The sequence below is a fragment of the Kitasatospora sp. NPDC048545 genome, assembly GCF_040651155.1.
Taxonomy (GTDB): Bacteria; Actinomycetota; Actinomycetes; order Streptomycetales; family Streptomycetaceae; genus Kitasatospora.
This window is the reverse complement of record NZ_JBEZIQ010000026.1, coordinates 123,707-139,642: the sequence shown is the minus strand read 5'-3', so window position 1 is coordinate 139,642 and position 15,936 is coordinate 123,707. Positions and strand designations below refer to the sequence as shown.

Annotated in this window: 16 protein-coding genes and 2 pseudogenes; 10 read left to right on the top strand and 8 right to left on the bottom strand. The window is 73.7% G+C overall.

Annotated elements, in window-relative coordinates; genetic code table 11:
- The 3 genes and pseudogenes from AB0D10_RS24460 to AB0D10_RS24450 form a co-directional block, all read left to right on the top strand.
- Window positions 1-241: pseudogene (locus tag AB0D10_RS24460) on the top strand (hypothetical protein); the annotation flags it as partial.
- A gap of 115 nt (window positions 242-356) precedes the next feature.
- On the top strand, window positions 357-563 hold the full coding sequence (locus tag AB0D10_RS24455; protein ID WP_360259950.1) for a hypothetical protein: 207 nt from the start codon (window positions 357-359) through the stop codon (window positions 561-563).
- 28 nt (window positions 564-591) lie between these two features.
- Window positions 592-1,257: an HAD family hydrolase gene (locus AB0D10_RS24450; protein WP_360259948.1), complete on the top strand. Its 666-nt coding sequence runs from the start codon at window positions 592-594 to the stop codon at window positions 1,255-1,257.
- Here the strand turns inward: AB0D10_RS24450 and AB0D10_RS24445 are convergent.
- A complete protein-coding gene (locus AB0D10_RS24445) occupies window positions 1,245-1,988 on the bottom strand; it encodes an SDR family NAD(P)-dependent oxidoreductase (RefSeq protein WP_360259946.1) in 744 nt (247 codons plus the stop codon). The two genes, AB0D10_RS24450 and AB0D10_RS24445, sit on opposite strands and share 13 nt — an antisense overlap.
- Window positions 1,989-2,099: 111 nt before the next feature.
- Here AB0D10_RS24445 and AB0D10_RS24440 point away from each other — a divergent pair, with 111 nt between their 5' ends.
- On the top strand, window positions 2,100-2,945 hold the full coding sequence (locus AB0D10_RS24440) for a helix-turn-helix transcriptional regulator (RefSeq protein WP_360259965.1): 846 nt from the start codon (window positions 2,100-2,102) through the stop codon (window positions 2,943-2,945).
- Here the strand turns inward: AB0D10_RS24440 and AB0D10_RS24435 are convergent.
- Window positions 2,935-3,768 (bottom strand): LysR family transcriptional regulator, encoded by an 834-nt coding sequence (locus AB0D10_RS24435; RefSeq protein WP_360259944.1) that lies wholly within the window; start codon window positions 3,766-3,768, stop codon window positions 2,935-2,937. The two genes, AB0D10_RS24440 and AB0D10_RS24435, sit on opposite strands and share 11 nt — an antisense overlap.
- A gap of 69 nt (window positions 3,769-3,837) precedes the next feature.
- Here AB0D10_RS24435 and AB0D10_RS24430 point away from each other — a divergent pair, with 69 nt between their 5' ends.
- The 3 genes from AB0D10_RS24430 (at window position 3,838) to AB0D10_RS24420 (ending at window position 5,826) form a co-directional block, all read left to right on the top strand.
- Window positions 3,838-4,533, top strand: coding sequence for an SDR family oxidoreductase (locus AB0D10_RS24430; RefSeq protein WP_360259942.1), 696 nt, complete (start codon window positions 3,838-3,840; stop codon window positions 4,531-4,533).
- A 42-nt stretch (window positions 4,534-4,575) separates the two neighbouring features.
- A complete protein-coding gene (locus AB0D10_RS24425) occupies window positions 4,576-5,463 on the top strand; it encodes an aminoglycoside phosphotransferase family protein (protein WP_360259940.1) in 888 nt (295 codons plus the stop codon).
- A gap of 111 nt (window positions 5,464-5,574) precedes the next feature.
- Complete coding sequence (locus tag AB0D10_RS24420; protein ID WP_360259938.1) at window positions 5,575-5,826, top strand: hypothetical protein; 252 nt, start codon at window positions 5,575-5,577, stop codon at window positions 5,824-5,826.
- A 45-nt stretch (window positions 5,827-5,871) separates the two neighbouring features.
- Here the strand turns inward: AB0D10_RS24420 and AB0D10_RS24415 are convergent, their stop codons facing one another.
- Complete coding sequence (locus tag AB0D10_RS24415) at window positions 5,872-6,729, bottom strand: hypothetical protein (RefSeq protein ID WP_360259936.1); 858 nt, start codon at window positions 6,727-6,729, stop codon at window positions 5,872-5,874.
- 36 nt (window positions 6,730-6,765) lie between these two features.
- On the opposite strand from AB0D10_RS24415, the gene AB0D10_RS24410 reads away from it, so the two are divergent.
- The gene (locus AB0D10_RS24410) at window positions 6,766-7,074 is read left to right on the top strand and encodes a cupin domain-containing protein (protein ID WP_360259934.1); all 309 of its coding nucleotides are present in this window, start codon (window positions 6,766-6,768) and stop codon (window positions 7,072-7,074) included.
- A gap of 233 nt (window positions 7,075-7,307) precedes the next feature.
- Here the strand turns inward: AB0D10_RS24410 and AB0D10_RS24405 are convergent, their stop codons facing one another.
- The 3 genes and pseudogenes from AB0D10_RS24405 to AB0D10_RS24395 form a co-directional block, all read right to left on the bottom strand.
- Entirely contained in the window at window positions 7,308-8,003 is a 696-nt protein-coding gene (locus AB0D10_RS24405; protein ID WP_360259932.1) for an aspartate/glutamate racemase family protein, read from the bottom strand.
- 54 nt (window positions 8,004-8,057) lie between these two features.
- The gene (locus AB0D10_RS24400) at window positions 8,058-9,911 is read right to left on the bottom strand and encodes a CocE/NonD family hydrolase (RefSeq protein ID WP_360259930.1); all 1,854 of its coding nucleotides are present in this window, start codon (window positions 9,909-9,911) and stop codon (window positions 8,058-8,060) included.
- Window positions 9,912-10,073: 162 nt separating this feature from the next.
- A pseudogene (locus tag AB0D10_RS24395) lies at window positions 10,074-11,051 on the bottom strand (hydrolase); the annotation flags it as partial.
- Between the two features lie 236 nt (window positions 11,052-11,287).
- Here AB0D10_RS24395 and AB0D10_RS24390 point away from each other — a divergent pair.
- The gene (locus tag AB0D10_RS24390) at window positions 11,288-12,403 is read left to right on the top strand and encodes a HoxN/HupN/NixA family nickel/cobalt transporter (RefSeq protein WP_360259927.1); all 1,116 of its coding nucleotides are present in this window, start codon (window positions 11,288-11,290) and stop codon (window positions 12,401-12,403) included.
- A 105-nt stretch (window positions 12,404-12,508) separates the two neighbouring features.
- Here the strand turns inward: AB0D10_RS24390 and AB0D10_RS24385 are convergent, their stop codons facing one another.
- The gene (locus AB0D10_RS24385) at window positions 12,509-13,447 is read right to left on the bottom strand and encodes an SGNH/GDSL hydrolase family protein (protein ID WP_360259925.1); all 939 of its coding nucleotides are present in this window, start codon (window positions 13,445-13,447) and stop codon (window positions 12,509-12,511) included.
- 337 nt (window positions 13,448-13,784) lie between these two features.
- On the opposite strand from AB0D10_RS24385, the gene AB0D10_RS24380 reads away from it, so the two are divergent.
- A complete protein-coding gene (locus AB0D10_RS24380) occupies window positions 13,785-15,440 on the top strand; it encodes an FAD-binding dehydrogenase (protein WP_360259923.1) in 1,656 nt (551 codons plus the stop codon).
- Between the two features lie 35 nt (window positions 15,441-15,475).
- On the opposite strand, the gene AB0D10_RS24375 is transcribed toward AB0D10_RS24380, so the two are convergent.
- The gene (locus AB0D10_RS24375; RefSeq protein ID WP_360259920.1) at window positions 15,476-15,832 is read right to left on the bottom strand and encodes a hypothetical protein; all 357 of its coding nucleotides are present in this window, start codon (window positions 15,830-15,832) and stop codon (window positions 15,476-15,478) included.
- Window positions 15,833-15,936 lie beyond the last annotated feature (104 nt).

Genomic DNA, 15,936 nt, shown 5'->3' with positions numbered 1-15,936 from the left:
CTGGCTGCACATCGACACCGCGGAGTCGGGCACCACGGCGTACGACAAGCTGACCGTGTCGGTCAACGGCACCACGCTGAAGACCTACTCCAACGCGGACGCCGCGGCCGGCTACCAGCAGCGCACCTTCGACCTCTCGGCCTACGCGGGCCAGAGCGTCACCGTGAAGTTCAACGGCGTCGAGGACTCCTCGCTGCAGACGAGCTTCGTCATCGACGACACCTCCGTCCAGACCAGCTGAACCCCGGTAGGTCAGCGGCAGGGCCCGGCGGCTACGGCTGCCGGGCCCTGCCGGCTCTGCGCCGGACGCCCGCACCGCGGTGGAAAGCGGCGACCGACAGGCCCTCTGGGGCGATTTGCTCACGCGTCTGGGCACGCCGGACGTGGGGATCCAGGTCTGGACGTCCGTCCATCGGCAGTCGGACAGGAGTCACCGGGCGGTCCTGGACATCGCGCTGAAGTACGCCAAGGCCGTCGTGGCGGACTATCCGTGCTCGAACCCGGTTCACCTGCCGGACAGCGTCCCCGGGTCGGCGACGAACTTCCCGCCGCTGGACCACTGACCGATCGGGGCCGCCCTATGCTGTCCCGATGATCAAGCCGATTGAGCTGGTGATATTCGACTGCGACGGCGTCCTGGTGGACAGCGAGGTGATCGCCGTCCGCGTCCTGGTGCGGCTGGGGGAGGAGTACGGCTGGCCGTTGACCGGGGCGGAGGCGGTCGAGCTGTTCGTCGGGCGGTCGGAGGCCGCCAACAACGCGCTGGTCGCCGAGCGGCTGGGGGAGGAGGTGGCGGCGGTGTGGGGCAAGCGCTTCCACGAGCTGCACGCCGAGGCCGTGGACGCCGGGCTGACGCCGGTGGCCGGCCTGCCGGAGGCGCTGGCCGCGATCACCCTGCCGACGTGCGTGGCGTCCAGTGGCACCCACGAGAAGATGCGGCACACCCTGGGCCGGACCGGGCTGTACGAGCGTTTCGACGGGCGGATCTTCAGCGCCACCGAGGTCGGGCGCGGCAAGCCCGCGCCCGACCTGTTCCTGCACGCGGCCCGGAGCATGGGCGTGGAGCCGGCCTCCTGCGTCGTCGTCGAGGACAGCGGGCCCGGCGTCCGGGCCGCCCGCGCCGCCGGGATGCGCGCGCTCGGCTACGCCGGCGGCGTCACGGCGGCGGAGCGGCTGGCCGGCCCGGACACGGTCGTCTTCCACGACATGCGCGAGCTGCCCGGGCTGATCGCGGCCGGCGCGGTTCACCAGGGGTAGGTGACGCCCTCCGCGGTGAGGAACCGGCCGGTGGCCCCGGCCCCGGCCTCGCCGAGCTGCCGGGCGATCCGGCGCCCGCCCTCCTCCGACGTCGCGTGGCCGCTGTGCCGGTTGAGGTCGGTCGCGCAGTAGCCCGGCTCCAGCGAGCTGACCTTGATGCCCGACTCGCGCAGCGCCCGGGCGTAGACCAGGGTGACGGCGTTCAGCGCCGCCTTGGAGGAGTTGTAGGCGAGCAGTGTCGCGTGCTCCCAGACCGGGTTGTCCGGGTCGGCCAGGAAGGAGAAGCTGCCGAGGCCGCTGGAGACGTTGCCGATCAGCCCGGCCGCGGACCTGCGCAGCAGCGGCAGCATGGCGTTGATGACGGCGACGGCGCCGAACACGTTGGTCTCGTACGTGTCGCGCACCGCCTCGACCGGCAGCTCCTCCGGTGTGCGCTGCCAGTCCAGGGCGATGCCCGCGTTGTTGACCAGGGTGTCCAGCCGCCCGTACTCGGCGGTGATCAGTCCGGCCGCGGCGGCGATGGTGGCCGGGTCGGTCACGTCCAGGTGGACGAAGCGGGCGTCCAGGCCCTCGGCGGTGAGTCCGGCGGCGGCCGCGGCGCCACGTCCGGGGTCGCGGGCGCCGATCAGCACGGTGTGCCCGGCGCGGGCGAGTTCGCCGGCGGTGGCCAGGCCGATGCCCTTGTTGGCGCCGGTGATCAGGATGATGCGGTTCTTCGCTGTGGTGGTCATGGCTCCACCGTGGCCGGGTCGGCGGCCGGGCGGGAGGGCACCGTCGAGGGTGGTACCGGCGGTCCCATGGTCGGCGCGGGCCGGCCGGGCGAGACTGGGGGCGTGGAACACGTGGACCGGGCGGAGCTGGCCGCCTTCCTGCGGCGCTGGCGCGCCCGCATCCAGCCCGCCGACGTCGGCCTGCCGGCCGGCGGGCGGCGCCGCACCCCGGGCCTGCGCCGCCAGGAGGTCGCGCAGCTCGCGGGCATGTCGGTGGAGTACTACATCCGGCTCGAACAGGGCCGGGGCCCGCGCCCGTCCCGGCAGATGATCGGCGCGATCAGCCGGGCCCTGCGGCTGTCCGAGGACGAGGCCGCCCACCTGCACCACCTGGTCGGCGAGCCGCCGCTGCCCCCGAGCGCGCTGCCGCGTGACGTCCGGCCGGGCGTCCTGCACCTGCTCGACCGGCTGGACGACACCCCGGCCATGGTCTGCAGCGCCGCCCGCGACGTGCTCGCCTGGAACGCCATGGCGGCGGCGCTGCTCGGCGACTTCTCGGCCCTGCCACCGGGCGAGCGCAACATCATCTGGCGCTTCTTCACCGACCCGGGCACCCGCGCCCGCCACGACCCCACCGGCCAGGCCCGGTTCGCCTGCCGCGCGGTCGCCGACCTGCGCTCCGCCGCCGCCCGCTACCCCGCCGACAGCGGTGTGCGCCGGCTGGTCGACCGGCTGCTCGCGGGCAGCGAGGAGTTCCGCGAACTGTGGGCCCGCCAGGACGTCGAGGTGCGCCGCTCCACCCGCAAGCGCATCGTGCACCCGGTGGTCGGCCCGCTCGACCTCGACTGCGAGGCGCTACACGACCCGCACCGGGACCAGTGGACGATCTTCTACACCGCCGTGCCCGGCAGCCCTTCGCACTCGGCGCTGCGGCTGCTCAAGGTGGTGGGCAGCCAGGACCTCGCGGTCAGGGAGTGAGCGGGCCCGGGGTGGCGGGGCGCAGGGTGGCGAGGGCGATGTCGAGGAAGTCCCGTACGGGGCCGGTGTCGTCGCGGTCCTGCGGGACGGCCAGGCAGGTCACGACGGGCGGGAGGCCGACGACGGGCAGGTAGACGAGGTCGGGGCGGGAGTAGGAGGCCGCGACGCTCACCGGGACGAGGGCGACGCCCTGGCCCGAGGCGATGAGTTCGAACTTCTCGTCCAGCGTGTAGGCCCGTCGCGCCCGGGCGTCGAGGACCGGCTCACCGTCCAGGTCGGCCGGGGTGAGGCTGTCGCGGCGGGTGAGCGGATGGGCCGCGGGCAGGCACGCGACCTTGTTCTCGCGTCCGACGGGGACGGTGTGCAGCCCCGTGTCGTCGAAGGGGTGGCGCAGGTACCCGAGGTGCGCGCGGCCGTCCCGCAGCGGCGCGTCCTGTTCCCACCAGCGCAGCGGCAGCACGTCGACTCCGACCTCCGGGTGCCGGGCCGTGAACGCCCGGATCGCCTCCGACACGTGCAGGCCGGGCGAGAAGGCGACGACGATCCGCCGCTCGCTCCGCGCAGCCTCCTGGACGCGTCGCAGGGCCGCGTCCACCGTCGTGGTGATCCGGCCCGCCTCCTCGTACAGCGTCCGCCCGGCGGGGGTCAGTTCGACGCTGCGCGTGGTCCGCGTGAACAGCGTGCAGCCCAACTCCCGTTCGAGCGCGCGGATCTGCCGGCTCAGGACCGGCTGGGTGATGAACAGCGCGTCCGCGGCGCGGCCGAACCACCCGTGGTCGGCGACCGCGACGAAGTAGCGGAGCTTGCGCAGGTCCAGATCCATGCCCGCACGGTATCAATGCGCTCGAAAGGGCATTGGACGCCGGACCCGGGCCGCTCGGAGACTCGGACCATGACCGACACCCGCAGCACCGCCCTGATCATCGGCGCCTCCCGGACCCTGGGCCTCGGGCTCGCCGCCGAGTTCCTCCACCGCGACTGGGACGTCATCGGCACGGTCCGCGGCACCCGGCGCACCGGCCTGCACGACCTGGCGGACTCCTCCGGCGGGCGGCTGACCGTCGAGTCGTTGGAGATGACCGACCCCGGGCAGATCGCGACACTGCGGGACCGGCTGGCCCACCGCACCCTCGACCTGCTCTTCGTCAACGCCGCCGTCACGCGCGGCGACCTGCCGATCGGGGAGGTCCCGACGGACATGTTCACCGAGGTCATGGTGACCAACGCGCTGAGCCCGATGCGCGTCGTGGAGGCGCTCGGCCCGCTGGTCGCGCCGGCCGGGACCATTGGCGTGATGTCCTCCGACCAGGGCAGCATCGCGCTCAACACCGAGGGCGGGCAGGACCTGTACCGGGCGAGCAAGTCCGCCCTGAACCAGCTGATGCGCTGCTACGCAGCCCGCCGCGCGGCCGACCCGCGGACGCTGCTGCTGATGGACCCCGGCTGGGTGCGCACCGGGCTCGGCGGCTTCGAGGCCGAGCTCAGCGTGGAGGAGAGCGTGCCCGGCGTGGCGGGGACGATCGAGCGGCACCGGGGGAAGGGCGGGCTGCACTTCGTCGACCACCTGGGGCAGGTCGTGCCCTGGTAATTCGCTTGCCGGGTACGGCAGGTGCTGGAAGGGTCGGGCGCCATGTCGCCCTCCCCGAAGATGCACGCGGACGAACTCGACATCGACGAGGCGCTGGTGCGCCGACTGGTGTCCGCGCAGTTCCCGCAGTGGGCCGCACTGCCGGTCGAGCCGGTGGAACCGGTCGGCACCAGCAACGCGATGTACCGGCTGGGCGCGGACCTGGTGGTACGGATCCCGCGCGTCCCGGGGGCGGTCGAGGACATCGCGAAGGAACGCGCCTGGCTGCCCCGTCTGGCGCCCGAACTGCCGGTCGCCGTACCGGTGCGGGTGGGGTCGGGCGAGCCGGGCGAGGGCTGCCCGTGGCCGTGGTCGGTCCTGCGGTGGCTGGACGGCGCCAACCCGGAGGCCGGAGGCGTGGCCGAACCGGTCCTGCTGGCCGCCGACCTGGCGGCGTTCGTCACCGCGCTGCACCGGGTGGACCCGGCGGGCGGCCCGGCCGCCTACCGCAGCGAGCCGCTGGGGGAACGGGACGGCCGGACCAGGGCGGCGATCGCGGCACTGGCCGATGTCATCGACGCGGGGGCGGCGACCGCCGTGTGGGAGGCCGCACTTCGGGCGCCCGCCCACGGCGGGGCGCCGGTCTGGATCCATGCGGACCTCCAGCCCGGCAACCTCCTGGTGGACGGGCGGGGCCGGTTGAGCGCCGTCATCGACTTCGGCTGCCTGGGCCTCGGCGACCCGGCGGTGGACCTGATCGCCGCCTGGTACGTGCTCCCGGCCGCGGCCCGGGACGCCTTCCGGACGGCCGCCGGCGCCGACGGCGCCGCGTGGGCCCGCGGGAGGGGCTGGGCGCTGTCCGTCGCCCTGATGGAACTGGACTACTACCGTGACACCAACCCGCGGATGGCGGCCATCGCCCGCCGCGTGATCGCCGAGGTCCGGATCTGACCACGACCGGGTCGACCCACCGTCCGGGCGGACGGCACCACGGCCCCTCCCGGCTGACCCGGCAGGAGAAGGACGTGATGTCGGGGCAGCCGGCGGGTCTACGGCGGGGCGGTGAGTGCGACGACCGATGCCGTCCGGCGACGGCGCGTGTTCCTCGGTGCCGGCTGGGCCGTGATCCTGCCGGCGGTCGTCGTGCCGCCGCTCGTGGCCGGGCCGGCCCTGGTGCGCTCGGGGCTGTGGGTCCTGTGCGGGCTGACGGCCCTGATCGGGCCCGTGGCCCTGCTGGGGGCCGCCACCGCGCGGACGGACTGGCGGGTGGTGGGCGGTTCGATGGCCCGGCCCTGGGGGCTCGCCCGGTGGTGAACCGGTCCGGCGGGGCCCCGGCGGCCACCGCGTGGCGGCCCCCGGTCAGGCCTCCCCGGCGGGCAGCCGCCATGCGAAGGGGAAGAGGTCGTCCTCCCAGCCGGGCGAGGCGGCCAGGTCGGCGGTCGCCCGCGGGGTGCGCAGGAGGCAGCGGTTGCGCAGCAGTTCGCGGCGCTCGGCGGGGGTGAGGAGGCGTTCCTCGGGGGCCAGGTCCTTGTAGTGCCCGAGCTCGGGGCGGCCGTCGACCGAGCCGTCCTCGGCGACGTTGAGGTGGTCGCCCTCCGGGGTCCGGTAGTCGAGCCGGAAGTCGGTTCTCCACTGGGAGTTGCTTCCCCAGCCGTGGGAGAGGTCGTGGGTGGTCCGGTCGGCGCGGCGGAACGTCCAGTAGAGCGGGAAGCGGTCGGCGACCCCGCGTTCGGCGTGCGCCGAGCCGGCCCGGATCCGGACCGCGGCGCGGGCGAAGAGCAGTTCGCCGAGCATCAGCCCGGGGTGGCGGACCTCCAGGACCTCGATCGGCGCCCGCGGGTCCTCGGCCTGCTCGACCTCGGCGATCTCGTGCAGGAAGGGGTCGAAGGGCGCGACGCCGTCGAACGGGGTCATGCCGAGGGCGGTGAAGAGGGGGAGGTAGCAGGGGAACCGCGGGTCGAGCAGCAGGACGTCGGCGACCCGGCCGAGGGCGTAGAGCTCCTCGACCAGGGTCGGTCCGTCGGGTGGCTCGTCGGCCCACCAGGCGGTGGCGTGGACGGCGGCGGTGCGCAGGCGCTCGCGGTAGGCCGGGGCGCCCGCCCGGCCGAGCCAGTGGTCGACGGCGGCTTCGTGCGGTCCGTCGTGGCCGAGTAGTTCGTGGTACAGCGTGCGCGCCTTCACCGGAGCGATCATGGTGAGGTTTTGCCGAACGGTCAACCAATCGTCCGTCCGGAGTGGGTAGCGTCCAGGGCCATGAGCGTGGTCGATGTGAACGAGCGGGCGGCGCGGCTGCCCGAGGCCTGGCGTTCCCAGGTGCTGGGGCGGGTCGGGACGGCGGCGGTGAAGGTGCTGCGGATGGACGGGCGGGAGCTGGAACCGGAGGTGCACGGGACGGCGGAGGTGCTGTTCGTCGCCGCCGGCCGTCTCGAACTCCTGCTGGACGCCGAGGAGTCGACCGTCCGGGCGGGGGAGCTGCGGGTGGTGCCGGCGGGCGGGCGGCACGCGGTGCGGGCGGGCAGCCGGGGGACGCTGTTGATCGTGGAGGTTCCGGAGGAGGGGTGACGGCGACCTCGTCCGCGCCGCCGCCCGAGGTCAGGGTCGTCGAAGTGGGGTGACCTGGGTGCCGGGCGTGTCCGCGGGGGCTGTCTCGCCCTCGACGAAGGTGCGCGGTCCCGATGGAGGCGCACGGTGGCGGGCGGGGGCGCGGTGGGCGCCCGGCCGGGGTGGCCGGGCGCCCGGGGCGCGGGTCAGCCGGTCGGCCGGCCGACGTGCCGTGCGCGCAACCTCCTTTCCCGTCACCGGCCGTCGAGGGCGGCGGCCACGGCGGCCTGTGCGTGCAGCCGGGCGGTGGGGAACACGGGGACCGGGCTGTCGGTCTGACGGACCAGCAGTTCGATCTCGGTGCAGCCGAGGACGATCCCCTGCGCGCCGGCGGCGACCAGGTCTCCGATCACCTCCCGGTAGGCGGCCCGGGACTCCTCCCGGACCACGCCGACGCACAGTTCCTCGTAGATCACCCGGTGGACCAGGGCGCGCGCACCGGCGTCCGGGACGAGGACGTCGAGGCCGCCGGACGCCAGCCGTCCGCGGTAGAAGTCCTGTTCCATGGTGAACGCCGTCCCGAGGAGTCCGACCCGGCGCAGTCCGGCGGCCCGGACGGCGTCCGCGGTGGCGTCGGCGAGGTGCAGCAGGGGGACGGAGACGGCCGCCTCGACCTGGTCGGCGACCTTGTGCATGGTGTTGGTGCAGATCAGCAGGAGGTCGGCGCCCGCCGCCTCCAGGGACCGGGCGGCGCCGGCCAGGACCTGTCCGGCCTCCTCCCAGCGTCCGGCGGCCTGCAGCCGCTCGATCTCGGCGAAGTCGACCGAGTGGAGGACGAGCCGGGCGGAGTGCAGTCCGCCGAGGCGGTCGCGGGTGAGTTCGTTGATCAGCCGGTAGTACTCGGCGGTGGATTCCCAGCTCATGCCGCCGATCAGGCCCAGGGTCTTCATGCGGTCATTTATAAGGCCAAATCAAGAATACTGGCAAATGTATAAGGATATCTTTCACTGTCTCTCCCGGGGCACCCGGTGCTGCCACTCGCGGGCGAACACCACCGACCCGGCCTCCAGTGCGCGCAGCTGCACGATGCTGAGGAAGTGCCCCGCGTCGCAGCGCAGTTGGGCGCGGGTCTGGACGGTGACGTCCCAGCCGATGTCGGGCCGCTCCAGCCGGACGGTGCGGTCGGTGCGGGCCTGGGCGCTGAGCGGGGCGTCGGTGAGGACGCGGTAGGCGGTCACGGTGTGTTCGTCGCGGACCAGGCCGTCGGGGTGGGTGCGGGTGCCGTCGGTCGCGGGGGAGAGCTCGGTGCGCCACTCGTGGCGGCCGATGTCGTGCACGGTGAGGTATTCGGGCCGGGCGGTGAGCGGCTCGGTGAGGTGGACGTCGAGCGGTTCGGGCAGCGAGGGGGCCTCCAGGGAGACGGGTGCGGAGCCGATGTCCGCGGCGAGGTGGCGGACGGGCAGGCTCAGCGCGGAGCGCGACGGGTCGAGGGCGTACCCGGCGGCCTCCGCGGGGGGCCACACCCACGGCCAGTAGACGGAGGAGAAGGCGAGCCGCAGCCGGTGTCCGGCCGGGAGGGTCCGGGCGCAGGCCGCGAGTTCCACCTCGGCGTCCGGTCCGTCGGCGACCAGCACGCCCCGGGTGACCAGCTCCGAGGTGCCGTCCGAGCCGACCGCGCAGAGCCGGACCGCCACCAGCGGGGCCGGCCCGCCGTCCCGCAGCCGGAGCCGCACGGTCGGTGCGCCGAGCAGTTCGACCGGCTCGGGCAGCGGCTGGGAGTCGAAGCAGACCGAGCGGCCGTCCTCCTCGCGCTGGTCGGGCGGCTGGTCGGCGGGGCGTCCGTGCGGGACGTAGGCGCCGGCGTTGAGGCCGGTGTGCTGCGGGGAGCGGACGTGGACGTAGCGGTCGTCGGAGGCGGTGCCGGCGGTGCGCAGCGGCCCGTCGAGGCCGTAGTGGATCTCGCGGACGTCGGGGGAGGGCCAGGTGTCGTCGCCGGTCCAGCGGGTGCTGATCCAGCTGCGCAGGGCGGGTTCCCTGGTGGCACCGGTGTCGACGCCGCGCAGCCAGTGGTCCCACCAGCGCAGGGTCTCCGGCAGGGCGTCCTCGGGCAGGCCGTGCGGCCAGGGGCCGATCAGGGCGCGCGCGGTGGGGGACTCGGCGAGCAGGCGCAGCACGAAGGAGCAGGACGGGTCGCCCCAGCCGGCGAGCGCGAGGGTGGGCACCGGGACCGGCACGGTCGTCTCGCCGGCGGCGAGCCAGGTGTCGACGGGCGGTTCCAGGGACTCCAGGCGGGTCAGCCAGCGGCCGCGCCAGGCGTCGCCGACGTGGCGCGGGTCCGGCGGCAGGGCGGCGTCGGCGACCAGGGCGGTGAGCCGGATGTGCAGGTCGGCGGCGAGCACGGCGCCGCCGAGCCGGTGGCCGCCCTCGGGGCAGGCGGTGACGGCGGCGCCGACGGTGTCCGGTGCCCGGGCGGCGAGGCGCAGCGCGGTGGTGCCGGCGGCGCCGACGCCGAGCAGGCCGATCCGGCCGGTGGACCAGGGGCGGCGGGCGAGCCAGTCGACCACCACGGCGCCGTCGGTCAGCTCCTGTTCGCCGCCGGGTTCGCCGGGGGTGCCGCCGGAGTTGCCGTGCCCGCGGGTGTCGACCCGCAGGGCGGCGTAGCCGTGGCCGGCGTACCAGGGGTGGCGCCGGGCGTCCTCGGCGGCGGTCCGGTCGGTGAGGCGGTCGCCGGAGTACTCCAGCAGCGCGGGGACGGGCTCGTCGACGACGGGCCGCCACAGGCGGGCGGCCAGGTGCGTGCCGTCGGGCAGCGGGATGCGGACGTCCTCGCGGGTGGTGTGGAAGGGGTAGGACGGCATGGCCGCTCCCATCGGGTCCCGGGCCGGGTGGGGGCCGGCGGGCCCGCGGCGCACGCGGTACGGGGGCTCGCTCCGTACGTGCGCGCCGCGGGCGTCGGCATTCCGACCCTAGGGGAGGTGCCGCCCGTTTTCCTGATGAGTGCGCTGCGGCGGTTACGCCTTGCTCAGCCAGGCGGTGGCGTTGAGGGCGAGGGCGGCGTCGGTGCCGGCCGGGTCGTCCCAGCCGTTGTACAGGGTGTTGCCGGACTGGCCGGTGCCGTCGTCGATCGGTGAGCTGTCGCCCCAGACCGCGACCCGGCCCGAGCCGAAGGCGCTGGTGACGAAGAAGGCGCCGGTGTTGCCGCTGTAGCCGGTCCGGTAGACCAGGCCCTTGACCGACGGGTTGTCGGCGGGCTTGAGGGTGAAGGTGGTGCCGTTGCGCAGGATCGAGCCGGTGACGGTGCCGAAGGGGCCGTGCAGGACGGGGTCGGCGGCGTCGTTGACGGCGCGCGGGTTGTCGGTGGTGATGTTGAGCAGGTCGACCGAGAAGCCGAAGGGGTCGTTGTTGTTCACCCCGTTGTTGGTCAGCAGGTCGTTGATGATCTTCGGCGAGTCCCAGCCGTCGTTGTTGCGGTCGCTGTTGTTGTGGTCGGAGACCAGGAAGAGCCCGCCGCCGTTCTGGACGAACTTCATGATCGCGGTCTTCTCGGCCGCGCTGAACCGGATGTTGGGCTCCGGGACGACGAAGGTGTCGAAGTTGGCGAGGTCGAGCGCGCCGCCGGTGCCGTAGGTGATGGTCGAGCCGGACGGGAGGGTCTTGAGGCTGTACTGGCCGGTCTTCTGCAGGGCGACGCCCCAGGCGGACAGTGCGCCGGTCCAGCTCTTCTCGGTGGTGGGGTTGGCGTTCTGGGCGAGCGGGTCGGGCTGGCTGGTGCTGATGATCCAGTCGGCGTTGCCGGCGGTCTCGGCCTTGCTGTTGTCGAACAGCACCCGGTGCGGGCTGGCGACGGCCGCGGTCGCGGTGATGGCCGACGTGGTGGTGGCCGATGTGGGGGCGGCCGATGTGGGGGCGGCGGTCGCGGCCGGGGCGAGGGTGGCGAGGCCGGCCGCGAGCAGGGCCGCGCCGGAGAGGGCCGCGACAGTTCGGATACGGATCGTCATGTGCCGTTCCTCCGTGGGGAGTTGAGGTGTTCGGCGCCCGAGTTTTCGCGCGTGGAACTGGAGTATCCGCGCGTAGAGCGGCCGGAGGTAGTCCCGGAAGGTGACGAAGTCCTGTACGGAGCGTGGTGATCTCGGGGTGGGTGGAGACCAAGCTGTAATTGCGCATGACTTGCAACTGCGCGTGCCCAGGCGGAAAGATGGCCCAGCTCTCCCCGCTCCACCGAAAGGACACCACGATGACCGCCCCTCGCTGGCGCGACCGGCTCACCCGTGAGGAGTGGATCCGCCTGGCCGGAATGGGCGGGTTCATCCTCGCGCTGCACGTCATCGGCTGGTTCACCCTGCTCGCGCTCGTCGCGCCCGAGCACTACACCGTCGGCGGGCAGGTGTTCGGCGCGGGCATGGGCCTCACCGCCTACACCCTCGGCATGCGACACGCCTTCGACGCCGACCACATCGCCGCCATCGACAACACCACCCGCAAGCTGATGGGCCAGGGCAAGCGGCCGCTGTCGGTCGGCTTCTGGTTCTCGCTCGGGCACTCCTCGATCGTCTTCGGCCTCTGCGCGCTGCTGGCCTTCGGCATCCGCTCGCTGGCCGGCCAGGTGGAGTCCGACGACTCGACGCTGCACGAGATGACCGGCCTGATCGGCGTCACCGTGTCCGGCACCTTCCTGCTGCTGCTCGGCCTGATCAACCTGGGCGCCTTCAACGGCATCCTCAAGGTCTTCCGCAGGATGCGCGAGGGCGAGTACGACGAGGACGAGCTGGAGCGCCAGCTGGAGCGGCGCGGCCTGATGAACCGCATTCTCGGCCGGGTGACAAGGGCGGTCACCAAGCCCTGGCACATGTACCCGGTGGGCCTGCTGTTCGGCCTGGGCTTCGACACCGCCACCGAGGTGTCCCTGCTGGTGCTCGCGGGCGGCGCGGCGGCCTTCTCGCTGCCCTGGTACGCGCTGCTCACGCTGCCGATCCTGTTCGCGGCCGGGATGAGCCTGCTGGACACCATCGACGGCTCGTTCATGAACTTCGCCTACGAGTGGGCGTTCTCCAAGCCGGTCCGCAAGATCTACTACAACCTGACCGTCACCGGCCTGTCGGTGCTGGTCGCGCTGGTCATCGGCTCGATCGAGCTGATCGGCCTGCTCGGCGAGAAGCTGGACATCACCAGCGGGCCGATCGCCTGGGTCGGCGGGCTGGACCTCAACTTCGTCGGCTACGCGATCGTCGGGCTGTTCGTGCTCACCTGGGCGGCGGCGATCGCCTACTGGAAATTCGGCAACGTCGAGGAGAAGTGGTCGGCCGGGCTGGCCGCCGCCTCCGCCTCCGCCGCCTCCGCGAAGTCCGAGTAGCGTCCGGGGACGGACCGAGGGGCCGGTGACCGGGGTCTGGTCACCGGCCCCTCGGGGCTTTCCGGGGCTTTCCGGGGCCGTGCGGCGCGGGGCCGCCGGGCCCGGCTAGCGCAGGGCGGCGAGCACCGCGTCCGCCATCGCCTTCTCGCCGGTCGCGTTCGGGTGGAACGGCACGGCGGGCGAGCCGGGCAGCGCGCCCTCGATCCAGCGGTCGTCCGAACAGACGTCGTGCCCGATCGTCGGCGTCGCGGTGTCCACGTACGTCGCGCCGTTCGCCGCCGCGGTGGACCGCAGGGCGGCGTTCAGCTTGGTGAGCACGCCGTACATGTACTCGACGTCGCCCGGCGTCACTGGCTGGCGCAGCACGCACTTCGAGCCGTCGGCGGGCAGCACGGACGGGTAGCCGACCAGCAGCACCTTGGCGTTGGGAGCCTTGGCGTGGATCTGCCGGAGGGTGGTGGCGATCTGCGGGGTGATGGTGGAGCCGATCCGCTCGGCCAGGTCGTCGTTCCCGTACCGCCAGGACCACGTGCTCCAGTCCCAGTAGCCGTGGTGGTAGACGTCCTTGCAGGGCGTGCCGAGCGGGTTGACGACCGCGCCGGCGATGCAGGTGGCGACCAGTTCGCCCAGGCCGAGGTCGCTGGCCGCGAGGTCGTTGCCGCCGATCCCGAGGGTGACCAGGTCGGTGTCGGCGGTCAGGGCGTCGAACTGCGGGTCGTTGACCCGGATGAACGCGTCGTACTGGGGCTGCGTCATCGCCTTGATCTTGGCGGCGGAGCAGGTCACGTCGGTGTAGGTGCCGGCCTTGAGGGCGCCGGCCACCAGGTGGCCGTAGTTGCGGTCGGAGCGCAGGCAGAGTCCGGCGGACTGGCCGGGCACGCCGGCGCCCGCGGCGTAGGAGTCTCCGAGCGCCACGTAGTGCTTCGGGGCGGGCGTGGCGGCCTGGGCGGTGGTGGAGGTGAGCGCCAGGGCGGCGCCGAGGGCGACTGCGGCGAGCGCGGTGGAATTCCGGAGGTGCCGGGATTTCCGGGCAGGGCGGAGCACGGTTCCTCCTGGGGGAGAGAAACGACGGGTGGGGGGTCGTGCCGAGCCGGGCCACAGCTACTCGCAGGTAAGTTACTGCCAGGTTTCGCAGCCGTCCATGGTTTGCGCGGAAATTGCCGAAATTCCGTCAGATGGGCTCCGCTCACATTTCGCATTTCGCTCCACCGTGTATCGGAGGTATTTCCGAAACGCCGTGGAGCGGAATTCACGCACGCACTTGTCACCCACGGGCCGACCGGCGGTTGACCGGACGTCACCGCAGGCCGCAGTATCGGGCGCACCGCGACGGCGCGCCCCCCGGCCCGTCGCCACCGCGAGCCGCGACGGAGGACTGCGCATGGCCCTGGACGCCGACGTCATCGTCATCGGAGCGGGACTCGCCGGCCTCGCCGCCACCGCCGAACTCGCCGACGCCGGACGGAAGGTGATCCTGCTCGACCAGGAACCGGCGGCCTCGCTCGGCGGACAGGCGCACTGGTCCTTCGGCGGCCTCTTCCTGGTCGACTCGCCCGAGCAGCGCCGGATGCGGATCCGCGACTCGCACGCCCTCGCCTGGCAGGACTGGCTCGGCACGGCCGGCTTCGACCGCCCCGAGGACGCCTGGCCCCGCCGCTGGGCCGAGGCCTACGTGGACTTCGCGGCGGGCGAGAAGCGGTCCTGGCTGCACGGGATGGGCGTGCGGTTCTTCCCGGTGGTCGGCTGGGCCGAGCGCGGCGGTCTCCTCGCCGACGGGCCCGGCAATTCGGTGCCGCGCTTCCACATCACCTGGGGCACCGGCCCCGGGCTGCTCGAACCCTTCCTCCGCCGGGTCCGCGACGCGGCCGCGCGCGGCCTGGTCGACCTGCGCTTCCGGCACCGCGTCACCGGGCTGGCCGCCACCGCGGGCGCCGTCGACACCGTCAGCGGCGAAGTGCTGGAGCCGAGCCCGGCCGCCCGGGGCGAGGCCAGCTCCCGCACGGTCGCCGGGCACTTCGACCTGCGCGCCCAGGCCGTGGTGGTCACCTCCGGCGGCATCGGCGGCAACCACGACCTGGTCCGCGGGGCCTGGCCCGCCCGGCTCGGCACCCCGCCCGCCACACTGCTCTCCGGCGTGCCCGCGCACGTGGACGGGCTGATGCTGGGGATCGCCGGCGCGGCCGGGGCCAGCCTGATCAACGGCGACCGGATGTGGCACTACACCGAGGGCATCGAGAACCGGGACCCGATCTGGGCCCGGCACGGCATCCGGATCCTGCCCGGCCCGTCCTCGCTCTGGCTGGACGCGTGCGGCCGACGGCTGCCCGTCCCGTTGTTCCCCGGCTTCGACACCCTCGGGACGCTCGAACACATCATGTCCACCGGGTACGGGTACACCTGGTTCGTGCTGAACCAGCGCATCATCGAGAAGGAGTTCACCCTCTCCGGCTCCGAGCAGAACCCCGACCTGACCGGGAAGTCCGTGCGCGGCGTCCTCCGCCGTGCCCTGCCCGGCGCCACCGGCCCGGTCCGCGGCCACCTCCGGCACGGACGGGACTTCGTCGTCGCGGGCAACCTCGCCGACCTCGCCCGGGGCATGAACGCCAAGACCCGCGAGCCGCTGATCGACCCGGACGCGCTGCGCCGCACCGTCGAGGACCGCGACCGGCAGCTGGCCAACCCCTTCGCCAAGGACCTCCAGGTCACCGCCATCCACGGCGCCCGCCGCTACCTCGGCGACAAGCTCGTCCGCACCGCCGCCCCGCACCGGATCGTCGACCCGGACGCCGCCCCGCTGATCGCCGTCCGGCTCAACATCCTCACCCGCAAGTCGCTGGGCGGCCTGGAGACGGACCTGTCCTCGCGGGTGCTGCGGCCCGACGGGGAGGTGCTGCCCGGGCTCTACGCGGCGGGCGAGGCCGCGGGCTTCGGCGGCGGGGGCGTGCACGGCTACCGCTCGCTGGAGGGGACGTTCCTGGGCGGGTGCCTGTTCTCGGGTCGAACCGCGGGCCGGGCCGTGGCACGGGCCGTGGGGTAGCGGCCCGTTGCCGGGGTGGCAGGGGCACCGGCCCGTCACCGAGCCGTCGGACCGTCAACCGTCGGGTCGGCGGCAGGACGCCTCCGGGCCGTCACCGGTTGGCGGCGGGTGGCGATGACGAGCGAGGCGATCAGGCCGCCGATGGCGAGCAGCGAGCCGCGCGAGAGCAGCGCGCCGGCGCCGACCGGCTTGCCGGGCACGTCCGGGGCACCGGGGCCGGAGTGCCGGACCATGCGGTGCCCGGTCAGCCGGGCCGGGTCGACGGTGCCCTGCTGCCAATCCCCGGTGTTGAGCCGGGAGTCGATCACGGCGAACCCGACGGCGATGCACAGGAGACCCACGCCCCCCGTGGCCACCGACACCCACAGGGCCCGGCCCCTCCGTCTCGGCATCCGCCCCGCCCCTTTCGCCGTGCTCGCGAACCGTGTGCATCCCAAGGGCCTGGCGGGCGCCCCCTGACCGGCGGGTACAGTGCGGGTGCAGAGCGCGCCGACGA